This window comes from Chitinophaga sp. CCNWYY40, from assembly GCF_037483205.1.
Taxonomy (GTDB): domain Bacteria; phylum Bacteroidota; class Bacteroidia; order Chitinophagales; family Chitinophagaceae; genus Chitinophaga; species Chitinophaga ginsengisegetis.
The window spans coordinates 1,054,107-1,075,112 of sequence record NZ_JBBHLF010000003.1 but is presented as its reverse complement, the minus strand read 5'-3'; the positions used below and the strand labels follow the sequence as shown (position 1 = coordinate 1,075,112).

At 49.2% G+C, this 21,006-nt stretch carries 18 protein-coding genes; 12 read left to right on the top strand and 6 right to left on the bottom strand.

The genetic code is table 11. The features are described from left to right. Position 1 precedes the first annotated feature (1 nt). Positions 2-1,066, bottom strand: a complete 1,065-nt coding sequence (locus V7S65_RS14830) for an SDR family oxidoreductase (RefSeq protein ID WP_336386650.1) — start codon at positions 1,064-1,066, stop codon at positions 2-4. 91 nt (positions 1,067-1,157) lie between these two features. Here V7S65_RS14830 and V7S65_RS14825 point away from each other — a divergent pair, with 91 nt between their 5' ends. Next, positions 1,158-1,988: a helix-turn-helix transcriptional regulator gene (locus V7S65_RS14825; RefSeq protein WP_336386651.1), complete on the top strand. Its 831-nt coding sequence runs from the start codon at positions 1,158-1,160 to the stop codon at positions 1,986-1,988. Between the two features lie 42 nt (positions 1,989-2,030). On the opposite strand, the gene V7S65_RS14820 is transcribed toward V7S65_RS14825, so the two are convergent. After that, on the bottom strand, positions 2,031-3,131 hold the full coding sequence (locus V7S65_RS14820; RefSeq protein WP_227024506.1) for a fatty acid desaturase family protein: 1,101 nt from the start codon (positions 3,129-3,131) through the stop codon (positions 2,031-2,033). 186 nt (positions 3,132-3,317) lie between these two features. On the opposite strand from V7S65_RS14820, the gene V7S65_RS14815 reads away from it, so the two are divergent. After that, positions 3,318-4,109, top strand: coding sequence for a TerC family protein (locus tag V7S65_RS14815; RefSeq protein ID WP_336386652.1), 792 nt, complete (start codon positions 3,318-3,320; stop codon positions 4,107-4,109). 45 nt (positions 4,110-4,154) lie between these two features. On the opposite strand, the gene V7S65_RS14810 is transcribed toward V7S65_RS14815, so the two are convergent. Further along, positions 4,155-5,171 (bottom strand): LacI family DNA-binding transcriptional regulator, encoded by a 1,017-nt coding sequence (locus V7S65_RS14810; RefSeq protein ID WP_079470638.1) that lies wholly within the window; start codon positions 5,169-5,171, stop codon positions 4,155-4,157. A 186-nt stretch (positions 5,172-5,357) separates the two neighbouring features. Here V7S65_RS14810 and V7S65_RS14805 point away from each other — a divergent pair, with 186 nt between their 5' ends. From V7S65_RS14805 to V7S65_RS14775, 7 genes are read left to right on the top strand one after another with little or no spacing between them, the layout of a single operon-like run. Beyond that, positions 5,358-8,417 carry a SusC/RagA family TonB-linked outer membrane protein gene (locus tag V7S65_RS14805; protein WP_336386653.1) on the top strand — a complete coding sequence of 1,020 codons (3,060 nt, stop codon included), beginning with the start codon at positions 5,358-5,360 and terminating at the stop codon, positions 8,415-8,417. 20 nt (positions 8,418-8,437) lie between these two features. Next, positions 8,438-9,994 (top strand): SusD/RagB family nutrient-binding outer membrane lipoprotein, encoded by a 1,557-nt coding sequence (locus V7S65_RS14800; RefSeq protein ID WP_336386654.1) that lies wholly within the window; start codon positions 8,438-8,440, stop codon positions 9,992-9,994. A 24-nt stretch (positions 9,995-10,018) separates the two neighbouring features. Further along, positions 10,019-12,040: a dienelactone hydrolase family protein gene (locus tag V7S65_RS14795; RefSeq protein ID WP_336386655.1), complete on the top strand. Its 2,022-nt coding sequence runs from the start codon at positions 10,019-10,021 to the stop codon at positions 12,038-12,040. A gap of 18 nt (positions 12,041-12,058) precedes the next feature. Continuing rightward, positions 12,059-13,501, top strand: coding sequence for a Gfo/Idh/MocA family oxidoreductase (locus tag V7S65_RS14790; protein ID WP_111577810.1), 1,443 nt, complete (start codon positions 12,059-12,061; stop codon positions 13,499-13,501). A 26-nt stretch (positions 13,502-13,527) separates the two neighbouring features. Beyond that, on the top strand, positions 13,528-14,277 hold the full coding sequence (locus V7S65_RS14785) for a glucosamine-6-phosphate deaminase (RefSeq protein ID WP_111577809.1): 750 nt from the start codon (positions 13,528-13,530) through the stop codon (positions 14,275-14,277). A gap of 3 nt (positions 14,278-14,280) precedes the next feature. Next, positions 14,281-15,471: an N-acetylglucosamine-6-phosphate deacetylase gene (nagA, locus tag V7S65_RS14780; RefSeq protein WP_336386656.1), complete on the top strand. Its 1,191-nt coding sequence runs from the start codon at positions 14,281-14,283 to the stop codon at positions 15,469-15,471. Between the two features lie 30 nt (positions 15,472-15,501). Beyond that, positions 15,502-15,894, top strand: a complete 393-nt coding sequence (locus tag V7S65_RS14775) for an acyl-CoA thioesterase (RefSeq protein WP_079470631.1) — start codon at positions 15,502-15,504, stop codon at positions 15,892-15,894. Positions 15,895-15,896: 2 nt separating this feature from the next. Here V7S65_RS14775 and V7S65_RS14770 read toward each other — a convergent pair whose 3' ends face one another. The 3 genes from V7S65_RS14770 to V7S65_RS14760 are packed head-to-tail and all read right to left on the bottom strand — an operon-like array spanning position 15,897 to position 17,800. Beyond that, positions 15,897-16,292, bottom strand: coding sequence for a DUF1634 domain-containing protein (locus V7S65_RS14770; protein ID WP_336386657.1), 396 nt, complete (start codon positions 16,290-16,292; stop codon positions 15,897-15,899). Positions 16,293-16,302: 10 nt separating this feature from the next. After that, positions 16,303-17,136, bottom strand: coding sequence for a sulfite exporter TauE/SafE family protein (locus V7S65_RS14765; protein ID WP_079470629.1), 834 nt, complete (start codon positions 17,134-17,136; stop codon positions 16,303-16,305). A 10-nt stretch (positions 17,137-17,146) separates the two neighbouring features. Next, the gene (locus V7S65_RS14760; RefSeq protein ID WP_336386658.1) at positions 17,147-17,800 is read right to left on the bottom strand and encodes a FadR/GntR family transcriptional regulator; all 654 of its coding nucleotides are present in this window, start codon (positions 17,798-17,800) and stop codon (positions 17,147-17,149) included. Positions 17,801-18,069: 269 nt separating this feature from the next. Between V7S65_RS14760 and V7S65_RS14755 the strand changes: the two genes are divergently transcribed. Genes V7S65_RS14755 through V7S65_RS14745 form a run of 3 tightly spaced genes read left to right on the top strand, consistent with a single transcriptional unit; the run spans position 18,070 to position 20,999 of the window. Beyond that, entirely contained in the window at positions 18,070-18,795 is a 726-nt protein-coding gene (locus V7S65_RS14755) for an SGNH/GDSL hydrolase family protein (RefSeq protein ID WP_336386659.1), read from the top strand. Then, the gene (locus tag V7S65_RS14750; RefSeq protein ID WP_336386660.1) at positions 18,792-20,435 is read left to right on the top strand and encodes an FAD-dependent oxidoreductase; all 1,644 of its coding nucleotides are present in this window, start codon (positions 18,792-18,794) and stop codon (positions 20,433-20,435) included. The genes V7S65_RS14755 and V7S65_RS14750 overlap by 4 nt, the downstream gene beginning before the upstream one ends. Before the next feature lie 15 nt (positions 20,436-20,450). Next, positions 20,451-20,999 carry a DUF4126 family protein gene (locus V7S65_RS14745; RefSeq protein WP_079470625.1) on the top strand — a complete coding sequence of 183 codons (549 nt, stop codon included), beginning with the start codon at positions 20,451-20,453 and terminating at the stop codon, positions 20,997-20,999. The last annotated feature ends 7 nt before the right edge of the window (positions 21,000-21,006 follow it).

Below are 21,006 nucleotides of genomic sequence, written 5' to 3'. Positions count from 1 at the left end.
ATCAGGGAATTACTTTCATCTTCTTAAAATTTTCAAAGATTTCCAGGAACATCGCTTCGGTATCCACAAACTCCCGGAAGCCTGCACGGCGTGCTTTGCTGCCATCGGCAAAAAAGTCGTAGTCCCACGAAAAAACAAAGTCGCCGAATTTCCAGGACGATACTTCCGCATAGCTGTATTGCAACCCGTATTTTTCCATCATGGTATTCCATAGTGGCTCTTTGTCGGCCATTACCACATCCAGCTGCATAGGCAGGGGCGCTTCCGTTTCCATATCGAAATAACGGGCTATGCGTGGCCACAGATCCGACCAGCGGAAGAGATCACCGTTGTTAATATTAAACGCTTCATTTGTGCCGGCGTCACTTTCTGCTGCCCATACCGTGGCTTTTGCCAGGAGGCCAGCGTCGGTCATTTCCATGAGTTTATCGTAGGCGCCTGGTTTTCCGGGGAAGCGAAGCGGCAGTCCCAGTTCCTTTGAAATAGCGGCATACACGGCTATCACCATTGCGAGGTTCATAGGGTTGCCCAATGCAAAGCCACCTACTACAGAAGGCCGTATTGCAGACCACGACCAGGATTTGCCCTGTTGATACGCTTCCAGGAAACGTTGCTGCTCCATATTAAATTCCGGCGGCATAAAGCGACCGGCATCTGTTTCGCGCGCCGGCGTTTTAAACGGACCGAGGTGTGCGCCGTAAACTTTGTATCCCTGCATCAGGCTGATGTGTTGCAGGTTAGGGGCAATGGGTGCCACTACTTCAATCACGTTGCGGAGCATGGTCATATTGGGAGGCACGAGTTCCGCCCAGCTGCCACGGTCCTGGTAGGCGGCGTAAAATATATGCGTCACCGTAGTGAGTTGTTTTAGTTGTTGCTCACTGTTTTCCCGGCTTAATAAGTCTACTGCAATGTGCTTTACATTTGCGTTACCGGCGCCGCCTCTCCTGGATAAACCGATAATCTCCCAGTTGGGTTGTGTAAGCAGGTAATCGATAAGATTACGTCCTATTACTCCCTGCGCGCCCGCTATCAGGGCTACTTTCTTATTATTATGCTGTTCCATATCTGTGTTGTATTTTTAACAGTACAAAGATCAGCTCTCCGGGTTGCCTGTTACTTGTACATCCGCGGGGTTCATTGGTATATTTTAAAGAATGAAGAGATACATACAACACGAGTACCTGAAAGTGTCGCACTTTACTACCCGGGAATGGGAGCATCCGGTGCATAACCATAATCATTTTGAACTCATCTTTATACACAAGGGCAGCGGTACGCATTGCGTTTCGGGGATGAATATTCCGTATGATGGTCCGTGTTTGTTTTTACTGGCGCCCTGTGATGCGCATCATTTTGAAATTACGGCGCCCACTACGTTTACCTTTATCAAGTTTACCAATGTATACCTGCATGGCACGGGCAATATACGGTTGCAGCAAAGCTGGAACCAGGAGCTGGATCAGCTGTTGTTACAGGCGCGGCAAAAGAGAATGATTACAGCTGTTCATCGTATGGAACCTTTGATACAGCTGGTGGCGGCAGAGTGGAAAGTCGCCGGACAGGAAAACAGTGATACTGTTTTCTTTTTGTTACAGGCATTGTTTACCATGATTAAACAGGTAGCTGATCAGGAATTATTGGAAGCAAGCCCTAAAAGCGGGGCGAGGGTAACACATATTCTTAACTATATCCACGAACATATTCACCAGGCGGATGATATCCAGGTAGAGCAGCTGGCGGAGTTGTTTGGTTTCTCCAAACATTACCTGGGTGCCTTTTTTAAAGAGCAAACCGGCAGCACGCTGCGGGATTATGTGAACCAGTATAAATTGCAGCTGTTGGAAAACAGGTTGCACTACAGTGTTTTTTCTTTGAAAGAAATCAGCCATGAGCTGGGGTTTAACGACCAGAGTCACCTGAACAAATTTTTCAGGAGATATCATGCCATGAGTCCTTCAGCTTACCGGGAGCAGGTGCAGGGGTAAGATAAACAGGGGAGTACCGGTTGTGGCGCTCCCCTGTTTGTTTTATTTACGGCCAAGTTTTTTGAGCATGCGGGCATGTTCCCACAGGGCGCGTATAAAGGTTGGTTGAACCTGGTAAGGTATGTTAAAGGCAGCCGCCTGTTGTTTCACAATAGGCGCCAGTTTCCGGTAATGCACGTGGCAGATGCCGGAAAACAGGTGATGTTCTATCTGGTAGTTTAACCCGCCGATGCACCAGGATAATACGCGGCTGCGTGGTGCGTAGTTGGTGGTATTTTCCATTTCATGTACGGCCCAGCTGTCTTTCATTTTCCTGTCGGCGTCCGGGGTGGCGTATCCGGAGGAACTCATAACATGTGCCGGCTGAAAGATACAGGCCAGCAGCAACCCTGCGGTGAAATGCATGAGGAAGAATCCTGCCAGCACCCAATACCAGGGCATCCCGGAGAATATCAACGGCAATACCAGGATATATCCATAGTAAATCACTTTGAACAGGGAGATCCTGAACATGGCCTGTTTTAACGTTACTTTTTGTTTTGAAAGCAGGCCATGACTTTTATAGCGTAATACCTGCAGGTAATCTTTTGCTGTCATCCAGAAAAGCGTCATAAGCATGTAAAAGCCCCATGCATACATGTGCTGATAGCGGTGATACCAGTGGCGGGGCTGATTGGGAGAGAAACGCAGGAATTTAATACTGTCAATGTCTTCATCCAAACCGGTTACATTGGTATAAGTGTGGTGGAGTACGTTGTGCTGTATTTTCCAGGTAGGTGCATATCCGCCTATGATTTCCAGGATATGGCCTATCATATCATTAATACCCTTTTTGGGAGAAAACGAGCCGTGGTTGGCATCATGCATAATGGAAGCACCAATACCGGTAACCCCCAGACCGGTAAGCAGCCACAGGCCGAGGTACAGCCACACGTTTCCGGCGCCGAGGCCCACCACCATCAAAGTATAGGGTACGAAATATAACGAAAGCATTACGATTGTTTTAATCCACATTTCCCTGTTGGCATACACAGAGATGTTGTTAGCGGAAAAGTAATCCTGTACTGCAGCCTTGGCAGATTCTATAAAGCTGTTGTTACCGCGCGAAGCAAAGCGCACTATATGCCATTCATCTTTTTTCATATTACTATTTTAATCAGAAAACGGTGTTGTGATACAGAAAACAAGCAGGAGGGGAGAAGTGCTGATCATTGTATATTCCTGTAATTTACGACAAATGTTTTTAGCAGGCGTTTAGCAGATTTCATCACTATCAAAAAAGGAAGTATATTCGGGTTTGCACATACATAACCTATATAACTGTCAATTATGGAACACCTGCTTACCGTTGACTCGCTGATAAGCCTGTTAACGCTAACCGCACTGGAGATCGTGTTGGGGATCGACAATATTGTGTTTATTTCTATCCTGGCGGGGAAACTGCCGGAAAATAAACAAAAGAAGGCCCGTCGCCTGGGGCTTGGACTTGCCATGTTTGTGCGTATTTTATTGCTGCTGTCTATCAGCTGGATTATGTCGCTGACAAAGCCGCTTTTTAATATGGGCGAATGGGTTGGTATACAGAATGCTGAGTGGTTGGGAAAGCTGGCCATTTCTGGTCGTGACCTTATTTTACTGGTAGGAGGGTTATTCCTTATTTATAAAAGTACTGCGGAAATCCACGAGAAACTGGAAGGAGAAGAGCATGCGAATGCCAATGCCAAACAGATGAAGTTTGGGCAGGTGATTGTGCAGATCCTGTTACTGGATATTGTGTTTTCACTGGATTCCGTGATCACGGCCGTGGGAATGGCTGATCATGTGGAGATCATGATTGCGGCGGTTGTGGTATCTGTAGGCGTTATGCTGCTGGCATCCGAAGGTATCAGCCGTTTTGTGAACAGTCACCCTACTGTGAAAATGCTGGCATTATCGTTCCTGTTGCTGATTGGCGTTTCGCTGATAGCGGAAAGCTTCGACCAGCATATTCCAAAAGGCTATATTTATTTTGCGATGGCATTCTCTGTATTTATCGAGGTGCTGAACCTGAAGGTAAAAGCGCGTTCAGAGAAACCGGTAAAGCTGCATAACGAGGCTGAATTGCCTCCAAAGGAAAATTAAGGTAATCATCTTCCAAAAAATATAATAACGGGAAAGCGTATACGATTATGAACGTATACTGCTTTCCCGGATAATTAATTTTCCGGGCAGGATAATTTCTTCAGGAATAAAATTCTTCTTCTTAATATGATTCAGCAGCAGCTGGCAGCTTTTCTTTCCTATTTCAAAGGCTGGTTCAGCAATAGTGGAAAGGGATGGGGAGATGATAGCAGACATCGGGTCGTTGGTAAAACCGATCACGCCCACTTCTTTCCCTACCGCAATATTCTTCTTCTTCAGCGTGACGATGGCGCCCACTGCCTTACGGTCGTTTACCGCAAAAACCGCATCCGGTTTATCATTCAGCTTCCATAATTTTTCAAGGTCATTTTCGCCGCATTCCTGTGTAAACCCGGAATGGATGATCCATTTTTTGCGGATAGGCATTCCATGCTTCCGCAACGCATCCAGGTAGCCATTGAGGCGGCTGGTGGTAAACGTGAGTCCTTCCGGCCCTGCAATGTGCGCTATTTTTTTGTAGCCGTTGGCAATAAGATGCGTGGTAGCTTCAAAGGCGCCGTTGTAGTCGTCCTGCATTACTTTGGAGGTACGGATACCGGCTGCCACGCGGTCGAAGAACACCACGGGTATACCGTCGTCGATGATTTCCTGGAAATGATCACAGGAATCCGCCTGTGAGGAAACCGATACCAGCAGTCCATCCAGGCTGCTGAAAGAAAGATTTCTGATGATGTTTAATTCCCGCGCGGCATCATCGTTCGTTACATACAATATGATATTATAATTATGGCTGTAGGCGATTTCCTGGATGCCGGTAAATACAGTAGAGAAATAATAATTGGTAATACCTGGCAGTATCACCGCCAGGTTATGCGTACTGTTTTTTACGAGGCCGGTGGCATTGAAGTTGGGCTTGTAATTCAATTTGGCAGCCATTTCCAGCACCAGTTTACGGGTATCTGCACTTACGTCATACGTATCTCTCAAAGCCCTTGAAACGGTGGATACAGAGATATTCAATGCATGAGCAATGTCTTTTATGGTAGCATAGTGTCGGCGCATTCTTCTTACAGGTGTGGTTGGAATACTTAAATATAATAAATCAATCGGTAACGTTCTCGGTGAATTTTCCAAAGAAAGGAATCATCGGGTGTATTTTAGGTTCACAATTACCAACCAGGATCACCATAAAATTCATAGTGTATGAGAAGCTGTATTAGCCAAAAGCTACACCTGTATTTCCTAATCATGCTAATTGCCTTGCCCTGGCAGCTATCCGCACAAGATCAATTATCCCTGAAGGGCGTAGTACGCGACGCTGCTTCCAGATCGCCGCTTCCCGGCGTAAGTGTAAGCGTAAAGGGTACCACACGCGGTGTGAGTACTGATGCCGAAGGAAAGTATGCCATTTCCGCGGCTGCCGGCGCTATGCTGGTATTTACCTATGTAGGATATGATAAGAAAGAAATCCCTGTATCAACACAAACAATTATCGATGTAGCACTGCAGCAAAGCGCTACGGGCTTAAATGAAGTAGTGGTCACCGCATTGGGTATTGAGCGTAAAACCCGCTCCCTGGGCTATGCCACCCAACAACTGGATAACGCCGCCATCAACACGGTGAAGGATCCCGGCGCTAATATTATGAATACCCTGAGCGGTAAAGTGGCGGGCGCAGTGATTACGCCGGCAGCCTCCGGCCCCGGCGGAGCAGTAAGAGTAGTATTACGCGGCAACCGGTCGATCAGCGGTAATAATAATGCGCTGATCGTAGTAGATGGCGTGCCGATAGACAATACTATGTCGACCGAAAAAAACGGCGGCGGTTCTGCCAACACTATTTCCACGCAGCCTAAAAGTATCAGCAGCGGTTACTCCGGCAGCGATGGCGCGGCCAGCGTGAACCCGCAGGACGTGGAATCCATCAACGTGCTGAAAGGTCCGGCGGCAGCGGCTTTGTATGGTAGCCGCGCTGCCAACGGCGCTATCATCATCACCACCAAAAGCGGTAAAAGTGGCAAGCTGGCCGTAAATTATAACGGCGGCGTATCGCTGGACCAGCCTAATATGCTGATGAAATTCCAGAACACCTATGGCAGCGGCAGCAAAGGACAAGCCGGAACCCGCGCCCCTGCCAGCTGGGGAGCCCCGGCACAAACCTATTCCGATAATGTGAGAAGCTTTTTTAACACAGGAACAGCCGTGAACAATTCTATCGATATTTCCGGCGGCAACGACAAACTGCGTGGCTATGCATCTTACACCAACAATGCCATCAGTGGTATTATTCCTAAAAACAGGCTGGAAAGAAATATACTGAACCTCCGGGTTGCCGCCGAAATATTGCCCCGCTTAACAACGGATGTAAAATTAACTTACATCAGCCAGGATATTAAAAACAAGCCACGCCTGGGCGATCAGGGCGTTGCCAATGAAGCCTACCTGATGCCGCGTGATCTCAGCAAGGATTCGCTGAACCATTTTGAAGGTACCGATGCTACCGGTCAGCCTTACCCCATTTACTGGACCAATTCCACCACCTTCCAGAATCCTTACTGGGACGTGTACCGTAACATGGTGGATGAATCGCGCAACCGTATTATGCTGATGGGATCAGCCAAATACCGGCTTACCGACTGGCTCAGTTTACAGGGCCGGTATAGCCTTGACCGTTATGACGATAAAATCACTGCATCCTATTATAACGGTACGGTCGCTTTCCCCGTGCAGCCCGGCGGCCGTTACCTGGAGGCGTATGTAAATCACTGGGAACGTAACATGGACCTGTTGTTATCCGGCAGCAATAAATTATCCGGCGATTTCCATGTGAATTATAATGTAGGCGGAAGCATCCTTACCAGCAAGGGATATAATTCACAGGCGCTGGCCAACGGGCTAAGCATTCCTAACCATTTTAATCTCATGTTTGCTACTGCGCCGGCTACTACCAACACTACGGTGCAGAAAGAGATACAATCCGTGTATGGTAATGCCCAGCTGGATTTCAGGCAGTATTTATATTTAGATGTAAGTGCGCGTAACGACTGGTCTTCCACATTGCCAAGTCCGTACAGCTATTTTTATCCTTCCGTGGGATTATCGGCCGTAATATCAGATATGCTGAAGATGCCTTCCTGGGTTACGTTTGGTAAGGTGCGTGCTGCTTATACACAAGTGGGTAATGATGCAGATCCTTACATGCTGTTGCAGGCTTATTATTATAGTGTAGGCGCCGGCGGTGGTTTTGTATCGAGAGATAATACAAAATCCATTTATAACCTGAAGCCCGAACAAACAAAATCGTGGGAGGTGGGACTGGAATGGAAATTCCTCAATGGCCGGCTGGGACTGGATGCTACGGTGTATAAGAATAATACCATTAACCAGTTGCTGAATGTTGGATTGCCACAGGCCAGCGGTTTTGACGACCAGTATATCAACGCAGGTAATATACAGAATAAGGGGCTTGAAATTATGCTCACAGGTACACCCATACAACGCAAGGATTTTACCTGGAACACCAGCGTGAATTTTGCCACCAACAGCAACAAGGTGCTTTACCTGAAAGATGGTGTGGACCAGATCGGCCTTTCTTCCGCTACTAATTTCGCTACTGTGCAGGCAAGAGTAGGAGGTAAGTATGGAGATATGTACGGATACGCATGGCAGAAAGATCCGAAAACAGGACAATACCTCATAGGTACTGATGGCCTCCCCGTGGTTGCGCAGAATCAATACCTTGGCAATTTTAATCCCGACTTCACCCTGGGCTGGAACAACCAGTTCCAGTATAAAAAATTCAGTATGTCGTTCCTCATTGACGGGCGTGTAGGCGGTATCGTTATATCCGGTACTGATGCACTGCTGGCTTCCTATGGCGTAGCCGATTATACCACTCAATACAGGAGCGGCGGACTGGTATTGCCCGGTGTGCTGGCAGACGGAAGCGCCAATGCCAAATCTATCGACGCAGAAGATTTCTGGACAAAAGTATCGCAGGGTGGCCGTGATGCATGGGGACAATTCTTTGCTTTCAGCGCCACCAATTTCCGGTTGAGGGAATTATCCTTCGGGTATGATTTCGATTTCGATCAGAAGCTGGTAAAGCGTGCCAGGCTTTCTTTAACGGCACGTAACCTGTTTTTCCTGTACCGTGGTAAATCTGTGCTGGATATACCGGGCATGGGTAAACGTACTTTGCCGGTAGATCCGGAATCCGCGCTGGGTACCAGTAACTACCAGGGCATAGAAGCCGGTTTACCGCCGGCAGTACGCAGCTTTGGCCTGAACCTAAATGTATCCTTTTAGTCAACAAAAAACACACAGCCATGAACAAGCAATTAAAATATATACTTCCGCTGGCGCTGACGGTGATGCTGGGCAGCTGTACAAAAAACTTCGATTCCATGAATGTGGACCCAAGCGGGTTAACAGGGGTAGGTAAGGGAGAATTACCATTTATGTTTTCAAAGGCAGAATCATCTGCCGGGATCAACCAGGGATATTACCAGACCGTACAAAACCTGTATGCCGATTTATATGCGCAATATTTTGCGCTGAACACCAACAGCTTTCAAACCGATCGTTATGTGATCAACGACGGCTGGTTGCCGCGTCCCGGCATCATTGCCTATGTGCAAACTGTACCACAGCTGCGCACCATTTTTGAGAATACGGAAGAAACCTCCGGCGAATATGCACTTGCGGAAATCATGTGGGTATATGCTTTTCATCACCTGACGGATTATTTCGGTCCGGTAGCTTATTTTGATGCCGGAAAAGCCCAGGATGTTATACCTTATGATGCGCAGGATAAAATTTATGACGACTTCTTCAAAAGACTGGACCATGCCGTAAAGAACCTGAAAACAACCAGCGCTACCAATATTTTTGGCGCTAACGACCTGATATACGCCGGGGATGTGCAACAGTGGATCCGTTTCGCCAATACGCTGCGTTTGCGGCTGGCGCTGCGTATTTCAAAAGTACAGCCCGGCCGCGCCAAACAGGAAGCTGAAGCCGCTGTGACAAGTGGTGTAATGACAGCAGTAGCACATACCGCCATGATGAAAAAATCGCTGAATGGTGGCGATGGTAACGGCCTGGCAAGGGTGGCCTCCTATAATGAATTCAGTATGAGCGCTACCATGGCTTCTTATATGAAAGGCTACAATGATCCAAGGATCGGGGCTTTTTACCAGCCTGCGGTAAATGGCGGTACTTTCCGTGGCGTGCGCAACGGATCACCGGCAGTGTCGCTGAATAACCCATTGAACCAGGCATCGCAAACTTCCAATGCGGGTACTTACTGGGCTACCTACAATCCGCTGAACCTCTCCTGGCTGCCTGCACTGGAGGCGTCCAAGCACGTGATGATGGCGGCAGAAGCCTATTTCTTGCGGGCAGAAGGCGCATTGAATGGCTGGAATATGGATGGATCGGCTAAAGATCTGTACGATAAAGGCATTGCGGTGAGCATGGAAAACTGGGGCGTGAAGGACGCAGCTGTTATCAACGCCTATACGAATTCCACTGCAGTGCCGGTAGCTCCCGGCGATGTGGAAAATTCTGCTGCAGTAGCCAATATACCAGTTAAATTTGGTACTGCGGTAAACATACAACGTCAGCAGATAGGCACGCAGAAGTGGCTGGCTATTTACCCCGACGGGCTGGAAGCCTGGGCAGAATACCGCCGCAGCGGTTTCCCGGTGATGTACCCGGTGGTGAAATCGGATAACCCCGATTTACCGGCCGGTACTTTTATCAAGCGGCTGCCTTATCCTTCTTCTGAAGCGGTGAACAACGGCGAAGAGCTGAAGAAAGGTATCCAGCTGTTGGGAGGACCGGATAATGCCGCCACCCGTCTTTGGTGGGACGTAGATTGATCTGATCATTAAACACAATTATACTTGAAAGCATTAGTTTCCTTTTTCATGGTGTTGTCCTCACTATTCTACGCTCCGCAGGGGCCGTTGCCAAAAGTTTTCTCCGGAGAGCGGACGGATATTATCCAGCAACAGCTGAAGCAGCAGGCGGCCACCGCGTTTCAGGCGCAGGTGCTGCCTGCCACGGAGCAGGAATGGACACAACGGCGCCGGCAACTGAAAACCGCCATTCTGCAGTCGACCGGCGCCGTGGAGGACCACAAACTGCCATTGCTGGTAAAAGAAACCGGGCGTACGCAACTAACGGGGTACCATATACGTAATATCCTGTTCCAGACAAGGCCCGGTGTATTTGCCACTGCCAACTTATACATCCCCGATGGCAAAGGGCCTTTCCCGGCGGTGATCAACATGCACGGCCACTGGAAGGATGCCCGCATAGGGGAAATGGTACAGGCCACGGCGCATAGCCTCGCATTAAATGGCTACGTGTGTTTAAATATTGATGCATGGGGTGCCGGTGAAAGAACCACCACCGAAGGCGTGGCGGAATACCACGGGGCCAACCTCGGCGCTTCGCTGATGAATACAGGCAATACTTTGCTGGGCATGCAACTCACCGATAACATGAGGGGAGTAGATTTACTTTGCAGTTTACCGGAAGTGGACAAAGCGCGTATAGGCGCCACCGGCGCCAGCGGCGGCGGAAATCAAACCATGTGGCTGGCAGCAATGGACGAGCGCATTAAAGCGGCCGTACCGGTAGTGAGTGTAGGTACTTTTGAATCTTACATCATGAACAGCAATTGTGTATGTGAGCTGGTACCGGATGGACTTACCTACATGGAAGAATCCGGGGTACTGGCAATGGTGGCGCCCCGCGCATTGAAAATCTGTAATGCGCTGAATGATGCAAGTAAGTCGTTTTACCCTTCGGAAATGTTGCGCAGTTATAAACAGGCTGCGTCTATATATGAGTTACTGCACGCCGGAGATAAACTCAGTTACCAGTTGTTTAACACCGTGCATGGTTACTGGCCTGAAATAAGGGAAACCATGATTGGCTGGATGGATTTGCAGCTGAAACATATTGGTACCGGGGCGCCCAAAAAGGAACCGGCTTTTAATTTGCTGCCCGCTGCACAGCTGCTCACTTTTCCCAACGGGCGCCGCGACACCAGCGTGATCACTACCGCAGCATGGTGCAGCCGGCAGGGGCAACTGCTTCATCAAACATTGCTGGAAGAAAATATTAATGTTGATGAGAAGAGAAAAGCATTGCAACAACTGTTACGGATAAACGAAAACAGCACACTGAAACAGGCACACCGGTATTCGCCACAGGAAGGGTGGGAGCGTGTAGCGCTGGAAACAACAGATGGTTCACTGATCCCTTTGCTGTTGCGTGCTCCGCGCAGTAAAGAGAAAGGTTATGTAGTGGTAACCCATCCGGGTGGAAAAGACAGTATTCCCGCGGCATTGATTACGGAATTAACGGAGACCGGTAGTGGCATTGTGCTGGCAGACCTGTGGGGTTGCGGTGAGCAAAGCTCCGTATCTGCCACTGCTACAGATGGCAGCCAGCCGCCTTATCATACCCTGGCGCGTTCTGCCTTATGGTTGGGTAGCACCGTGCAGGGGAGATGGGTAAGTGATCTGCGGATTATTACAGATTATTTGAAAATGGTAAATGGTGATGTTCGTATAGTGCTTAACGGTAGCAGGGAGGCTGGCGTGGCCTCCCTGTTTTTTGCAGCGCTGAATGGAACAGCAGCACAGGTAACGCTGAACGGCGGCCCGTTGAGTTACCGTTTTGATGAACGCATGGGGATCGATTATTTCAGTATGGCTGTACATGTACCGGGTTTGTTGCAGTGGGGGGATCTTTCGCTGGCGGCGGCGTTGAGCGGAAGGGATGTTGTGTTTAAGATGCCGGTTACCATGTCTGGCCGGCCGGTGACTGGAGCCGCGTTGCAGGCGCAGCAGGAGGAATTCTTCCAATTGAGAAAACGCTGTAAACAGCCGGGGCAAAGCATTTTTCAGTAATGTAGAAAATATATCTTTATGATAAATGAACGCAGAGATTTTTTAAAATTAATAGGAATAGCAGGCATTGGAATTGGCAGCAGTACGCTGGTACCCGGTTATGCCAGTGCGCAGGAAAAACCAGGAAAAGCATTGGATCAGATCAGGAAACAGGCAGGCAGAAAATACCGGCAGCAGTTTAATATGAGCGGTTATGCAGCGCCGAAAATAGATACGGTGCGCATAGGTTATATCGGTCTTGGTAACCGGGGCTCCGCTGCCGTGGAGCGTATCACCTATTTGCAGGGTGTGGAGGTAAAGGCATTGTGTGATATCAGGCCGGAAATGATTGCCGCTACCAAAGAGAGAATTAAAGATGCCGGTTATCACCCGCACGAATACACGGGATCGGCAGATGCGTGGAAGCAATTGTGTGAACGTGATGATATTGACCTGGTATACATTGCCACGCCGTGGGATTTGCACACGCCTATTGCTGTATACGCTATGTTGCACGGTAAGCATGTGGCCACGGAAATTCCGGCGGCTGTTACAATTGATGAATGCTGGCAGCTGGTAGAAACTTCCGAGAAAACAAAGAAACATTGCGTGCTGCTGGAAAACTGCTGCTACGATTTCTTTGAACTGCTCACGCTGAATATGGCCCGGCAGGGGTTTTTCGGGGAGCTGGTGCATTGCGAGGGCGCATACATCCATGATATTTTTGAGAGCCTTTTTGATAAGAACAAACGTTATGATGTGTGGCGGCTCAAACAAAATGCACATCGCAATGGAAACCTGTATCCCACGCATGGCCTGGGCCCGGTGTGCCAGGTGCTGGATGTGAACCGTGGCGATAGTATGGAATACCTGGTATCCATGCAAAGCAATGATTTTATGTTGCATCAGAAAGCGGTGGCACTCGCGGCCACTGATGATTTTTATAAGCCTTATGTGAATGCACATTTCCGCGGGAACATGAATACCACTACTATCCGTACCCGCAAGGGCCGCACTATTATGTTGCAGCACGATGTGAGTTCCCCGCGGGTATATTCCCGCCTGCACCTGGTGAGCGGCACAAAAGCTACCGCGCAAAAATATCCGCTGGAGCCAAGAATTTCGCTGAGTCATGAAGGATGGGTGAGTGCAGAAGAATTTAAGCAGCTGGAAGAAAAGTATACGCCTGCCATTATTAAGAAGTTGGGTGAGATGGCCAAACAGGTAGGAGGCCACGGTGGTATGGACTTTTTAATGGACTGGCGCCTGATTGATTGTTTACGCAACGGTTTACCCGTAGACATCGACGTATACGATGCAGCCGCATGGAGCGCTATAGGCCCGCTGAGTGAATGGTCGGTGGCCAACCGCTCCAATTCCATCGACATCCCCGATTTTACCAACGGCGCCTGGCAGCATAACAAGCCGGTAGACATCTCCCTGCAGCAGGGTGGTACCACCGGGGTAAAAAGCAAAAAGTAATCATCTCCTGAAAAAATATAAGTGCAATGAAAATCATCCGATCCAAAGACCCGCAAACATTGGGTACTGCAGCCGGCAATACTGCAGTGGCATTGATTAAGGCCGCTATAGCAGAAAAAGGCAGCGCCAATATTATACTGGCCACCGGTACAAGCCAGTTTGAAACAATCCGGCAACTGATAGCCAGCGATATTGACTGGGGAAAAGTGAATATGTTCCACCTCGATGAATATATTGGCTTGCCGGTAACACATCCGGCCAGTTTCAGGAAGTACCTGAGAGAACGTTTTCTCGACAAGGTAGCGCCGTTGCAATCGGTGTGCCTGATCAACGGGGAAGGCGATCCCGAAGCAGAATGCAGCCGCATTTCCGCACTCATACAGGCGCATCCCATTGATGTGGCTTTGGTGGGCATAGGAGAAAATGGCCATCTCGCTTTTAATGATCCTCCGGCAGATTTTAACACCACGAAACCGTATCTTGTAGTGAACCTCGACGCCGCCTGCCGGCAACAACAAATGAATGAAGGCTGGTTCAGCGCCGTTACAGAAGTGCCTTTGCAGGCCATCAGTATGTCGGTGCACCAGATCCTGCTATCGAAACATATTATCTGTTCGGTACCCGGCGAGCGAAAGGCGCAGGCAGTAAAAGACAGCCTGGAGCAGCCCGTGAGCAATTTGTTTCCTGCCAGTATTCTACAAACACATGCAGATTGTGTGTTTTACCTGGATGAAGCATCTGCCGCAAAACTGCAACCAGCGCAGAAAACAGTTTAATACATGCAGGAAACTATTAAAATTATCAATGGCCGCCTGATTACGCCGTTCCGGGTAATCACCTACGGAAGTGTGCTGATTAAAGAAGGCCGGATTGCAGCAGTGGGAGAAGGAACCATTCCTGATCATGCTGATAAGATAATAGATGCCGGGGGCAATTACGTGTCCCCCGGCTTCATCGACCTGCATATACATGGAGGCGGTGGCCATGATTTTATGGATGGCACCGTAAACGCTTTTCACCGTATAACGGAAACGCATGCACGATATGGCACTACCGCAATGGTGCCTACCACTTTAACCGCAGAGAAAGCAGGGCTTTTACATACGCTGGATATTTATCGCCAGGCAGTGGCATTGCCGCATAACGGGGCCTCTTTCCTGGGCATGCACCTCGAAGGACCCTATTTCGCCATGAACCAGCGCGGCGCGCAGGACCCGCGCTATATCCGTAACCCAGATCCGGCTGAATACAAAGAAATACTTGATTACAGCCCGCACATTTCCCGCTGGAGTGTAGCACCCGAATTACCCGGTGCGCTGGAAATGGGCAATTACCTGCGGAGTAAAGGTGTTTTACCGGCTATTGCCCACACGGATGCTGTTTATGAAGAAGTAGTGCAGGCAGTGGAGTGCGGCTATACGCTGGCTACGCATTTTTATTCCGCCATGTCGGGCGTAACGCGCCGTAACCTGTATCGCTATGCCGGCGTAGTGGAAAGCGTTTACCTCATCGATGAAATAGATGCTGAAGTGATTGCCGACGGTGCACACCTGCCGGCGTCGCTGCTGAAACTGATCTATAAAATAAAAGGGGCCAACAGGATCGCGCTGATCACCGATGCCATGCGGGCAGCGGGCATGCCTCCCGGCAAAAGCATACTGGGGCCGCTGAATGGAGGGTTGGAAGTAATTGTGGAAGATGGTGTTGCCAAACTACCTGATGGGAGTGCATTTGCAGGCAGCGTAGCTACGGCAGACCGCCTCGTGAGAAACATGGTGGAACTGGCAGGTGTGCCGGTAACAGAAGCCGTGCGGATGATGAGTTATACGCCCGCGCGCATCATGGGCGTGTCTGACCGGAAAGGTACGCTGGCAGCAGGAAAAGATGCCGATCTTGTTATTTTCGACGGGAACATTGCCGTACAACTGACGATGGTATCAGGAAAAGTTGTGCATCGTATCGGAGAATGAAATAGCTTTGCCTTCAAAATTGTACGGGTCATGAATTTTTATACACGGAAATGGGTAAAGCCGGAGGATCTGAATGCGCACGGCACTTTATTTGGCGGCAGTTTGTTGCGTTGGATCGATGAAGAAGCAGCTATTTATTCCATCATTCAGTTAGGTACCAATCGTTGTGTAACCAAGTACATGTCTGAAATCAATTTTATCAATTCTGCCCGCCAGGGCGATATCGTAGAACTGGGTATTAAAGCCACCCACTTCGGCAGAACTTCTCTCACACTCACCTGCCAGGTGCGGAACAAGATTACACAAAAAACTATTCTTACTGTTGACAAAATGGTGTTTGTAAGTGTGGATGAACAAGGGAAACCTGTTCCCCACGGCAGAACCGCCATTACCTATACCGACGAACGGCTGCGGGAAGAATAGTATTATATTTTCAGTCCGCCGAACATACTGAATAAAATAATTCCCAGCACCAGCGTAGTGATCAACACGTACAGCCTGTCTTTTTCCTGTGCGAAAGCCAGCAGGGAAAAGAAGATGCGGAGAATAGGTGTGGCCAGTAATACCAGTACGCCCAATTGTATAAATTCCGTGGCGCTGCCCGTGGCTACGCCGTGAAAGATACCGCGGAAAGAAGTGTATTCCGCTCCCTCTCCTTTAAACTGTGAATAATCCGGCACACTGGCCGCGCCTTGTTGCACGAGGTAAAAGATGCCTCCCAGCAAAGCAATGCAGCTGGCAGTGACCACCCCGGTCCTTAGTTGTTTGCCGATGAGTAATTCGATGTCGCGGTCGCCGAGTATCTTCTTAAATATATTCATGACACAGTAATTAGAACTGGTGATTTAATCCGTTATAAATCATTTCCAGCGCCACAAAAGTGATGGCTGCGCAGAAGATGATCCGTAATGTGCGGGCATTGATAAAGGTGAGTAAACGGGCGCCGGTAAAGGCTCCGCCCAACACGCCCAATACTACCGGGAAGGCCATGCCCGGATCGATGTAGCCTCTTTGAAGGTACACGACTGCACTGGCCGCGGCGGTAACGCCAATCATAAAATTGCTGGTAGTAGTACTTACTTTGAAAGGGATACGCATGGTGCTATCCATTGCCAGTACTTTTAACGCGCCCGATCCAATGCCTAGCAAACCTGATAACACGCCTGCTATCAGCATGATGCCGAATCCACCGGCTACGTTTTTGAGTTTGTAACTCACTTCCCCGGTGGGTGTTGGATAGCTGCTGTTTAGTTTTAAGAGATAAGATAGTTTACTGCCCGTTTGTTCCGCATGTTCGTGCTTTTTTCGGATGGTCATGGCGGCGGAAAATATCAGCACTACGCCGAGCAGGATGGCAATGGTGTTTACCGGTGTAAATATTGCCAGCAGCGCACCTCCTACGGCGCCTGCAGTGGTGGCTATTTCCAGGAACATTCCCAGCCGGATATTGGTAATGCCTTCTTTTATATACGCCGTGGCAGCGCCGGAAGAATTGGCTATAGAGGCCAGCAGGGCCACGCCGATGGCGTAGCGGATATCTACATGAAATACAAGTGTGAGCAATGGAATCAGTATCACGCCGCCACCTAAACCGGTGAGGGAGCCCAGTAGCCCGGCTACATAAGCGCCTGCCAGCAGTATTAAGCTAAAGATCAGGATATTCATCTGTCGATATTTAATAGTTATTGTTCAGTATGTCTTCCATTACCTGCCGGGATAATTTGGCGTTGCCGCTTTTGATGGCTTTGTACAATTGTTCGTGCAGGTGGTGACTGATCGCAAAGTGGCTGATACTCTGTGTATCGCGTTTGGCGAAGAAATCGCGGATTACGGCGGTGAAGCTGCGGAAGAGATCGGCCAGTACATTGTTGCCGGAGGCTTTTGCAATAGCAGTGTGAAAGGCGATATCGGCATCCACGCATTGCTGGTACTGTTGTTCCAGGATGGCTTTTTTGCGTTGTTCCAGCAAGGCTTTCAGCTGGTGGAGATCTTCTTTGGTATGGTTTTCTGCGGCCAGTTTTACGATTTCATAATCCAGCATGCGTCTTACCTGGTTTATTTCCTCGAAGTCGGCGCGCCTGAGGCGCTGGTCCAGCGATTCCGCCTGAACGGTTTCATTAACGAAGGTGCCGGCGCCCTGTTGCACGCGCAGAATACCCATCATAGCAAGCGTTTTAATGGCTTCGCGGACGGTAGAGCGGCCTACGGCGTATTGCACCATCAGCTCAGGTTCTGCGGGTATTTTCTGACCTGGTTTATATTTTCCCTGGGAGATATCTTTCTGGATGGCGTTGATAACACGGTCCGATAGTTTGGATGTTTGCTCCATAAATCTTCATTTACAATACAAAGGTATGATGTTTAGTTAAACATCTGATGTTTTATTTTTTATCCCTTGATAATTTTGATAGATTGGATATCTAGCCCTGGGGTTGTATATTCGGCAGGCAGTATGATCATTTGCCAGCTGAACGAAACATTCCACGTGAAAAACTTGTATGTCATGGCAGCTGTTTGTTGAGGGTTCATCCAGCCGGTTTCTTAGTAACCACGCCAGCCGGATGGCATTGATTATTATCTCTTCCAAAATAAAAACAAATGCATCGCAGGAATTTTTTACAGGCGGGATTACTCACCGCCACATTTTCATTTCCGGAGAAGTATTTCCCCGGAAGGATCTATCGTCCTGATAACACAGCGGTTTTCAACGCGGGCATCGGCGGAAATAACACGGTTGACCTGCTGAAGCGTATCGATAAGGATTGCCTGGTGCATCAACCGGACCTGACTGTGCTGATGATAGGCACCAACGATATGAATTCGATGAAGCACATTGCTTTACCGGAGTATGAAGCCAACCTGCGGAAAATAGTGGCACAGCTGATAGCGGCCAAAAGCAGGGTATTGATGATGACGATCCTGCCGGTGCATGAGCCTTATTTATATACCCGCCACCCGCGCGCATTTTATGAGCCGGAAGGACATGCCAAACGGAAGCAGCAGGTGAATGATGTGATCCGGAAAATTGCAGCGGATAATAAGCAGGACTTATTAGACATGGGCTACATTTTTCAACAGGTGGGCGATGTGGGAGAAGAGACGGACAGCCTGATCCAGAATGTAGCCAACAGCCAGAAACAGGATGGCGTACATCCTACCCCGGCTGGTTACCGCACCATAGCAGTAGCCGTGTATGAATATATTACGCAACGCCAGCTGCCTCATAACAGGGTGGTTTGTTTCGGCGACAGTATCACCTTTGGCGATGGAGGAACAAACGGAAAAAGTTATCCCGCATATCTAAAAAAATTATTGACAGCATGAGAAAAATAGTCCTGTTAGCAACGATCCTGGTGATCCCTTATTTATTTTCCCGCGCCGGTGCGCCGGTAAATAAGGCAGATGTAATTATTTATGGTGGCACCTCTGCAGCAATTGTGGCCGCGGTACAGGCGCATAAAATGGGTAAAACGGTGATCGTGGTATCGCCGGATAAACATGTTGGCGGCCTTTCTTCAGGCGGACTAGGGTTTACCGATACCGGCAATAAATCTGTAATAGGTGGCCTGGCCCGTGATTTTTACCACCGCATCTGGCTGCACTACCAGCAACCTGCCGCCTGGAAGTGGCAACAGCAGGCGGAGTATGGCAATAAAGGCCAGGGCACACCGGCAATGGATGGCGCGGAGCGCACCATGTGGATCTTTGAACCGCATGTAGCAGAGCAGGTATTTGAAGATTATATCCGGGAGAATAACCTGAAAATTTACCGCAACGAATGGCTCGACCGTAAGCAGGGCGTAAAAAAGGAAGGCGGAAAGATAGTGGCTATTACTACCCTCAGCGGACAAACCTATAGCGGCAAAGTATTCATTGACGCCACTTATGAAGGCGATCTGATGGCAGCTGCAGGCGTAAGCTATACCGTAGGCCGCGAAGCAGTGGCCACCTATGGCGAAAGCTGGAACGGCGTACAAACGGGCGTTTTACACCACGGCCATTATTTCAAACAAAATATCAGTCCGTTCCGCATTGCCGGTGATGCAACAAGTGGATTGCTGCCGCGTGTTTCCGGGGAAGATCCCGGGGAAAAAGGAGCGGCGGATAAAAAGATCCAGGCGTATTGTTTTCGTATGTGCCTGACCGATAAACCTGCCAACCGCATTCCTTTTCCGAAGCCGGAAGGATATGACCCCACGCAGTATGAATTACTTACCCGTGTGCTGGACAGCGGCTGGAATGAAGTGTTCAATAAGTTTGATCCTATCCCCAATCATAAAACGGATGTGAACAATCATGGTCCTTTTAGTTTTGACAACATTGGTATGAACTACGATTATCCGGAAGCCACGTATGAGCGCAGGAAGGAGATCATTCATGAGCATGAAGTGTATCAGCAGGGACTTTTATATTTCCTTGCGAACGACGCCCGTGTGCCGGCTGCCATTCAGCATCGCATGCAAACGTGGGGCTTATCGGCCGATGAGTTCCGTGACAACCATAACTGGCCGCACCAGTTGTATGTACGCGAAGCAAGGCGCATGAAAGGCGTGCATGTTATGACGCAGCAATCGGTGCTTGGAGAAAGCGCGGTACCCCAATCTATAGGCATGGGTTCTTATACCCTGGATGCGCATAATGCGCAACGTTATGTGAAAAAAGACGGGTATGTGCAGAATGAAGGCGACATCGGTGTGGATATTAAAGAGCCCTACCAGGTGTCTTACGGGTCCATACTTCCGCAACGGGCAGAGTGCAGCAACCTGCTGGTACCGGTATGCATGTCGGCTTCACATATCGCCTATGGTTCTATCAGGATGGAGCCGGTGTTCATGATCCTGGGGCAGAGTGCCGCCACCGCAGCGGCGCTGGCCATTGATGGGAACAAGGCGGTGCAGGAGGTAGATTACGGGCAGTTGAAAGTGCAGCTGGAGAAAGATCATCAACGGTTATCGGCACGATAGCATAACCAGCCATCCATGCTACAGCGAACAGAAGCAAAGTGGCATGGATGGCACAATGATTGCGGCGGCTGCTATATGAAAAAAGCTATGATACCTACTATCTGCCGGGCAATTGGCCTGGGCATTGTTACCGGGATGCGCAGCGCAATGGGCCCTGCTTTCGCCAGTTATTTTGTTAGTCAGCAACCTTCAGACAAACTACGTAAATCGCCTTTGGGCTTTATGCAAAAGCAAGGTACTTCCCGCTATTTACAAACAATGGCCGCAGGCGAGCTGGTTGTAGACAAAGCACCCAACATCGGAAATCGTATAGCCGCTGCCGGTATTACCGGCCGGGCACTTTCCGGCGCATTGGCTGGAGCTACTTTATACCAGGCAAAAGGTGAGAAAGCCTGGAAAGGAGCGGTAATTGGCGGCGTGGCAGCAGTAGCCGCAGCATACGCATTCTTCTATTTACGCAAGGCTGCCGGCAGGAAATTACATGTAAGAGATGCAGCAGTAGGTGGACTGGAAGACGCTGTAGCACTGGGTATCGCAGCATTGTCTATCAGGAAGAAAAGATAAATTCTTT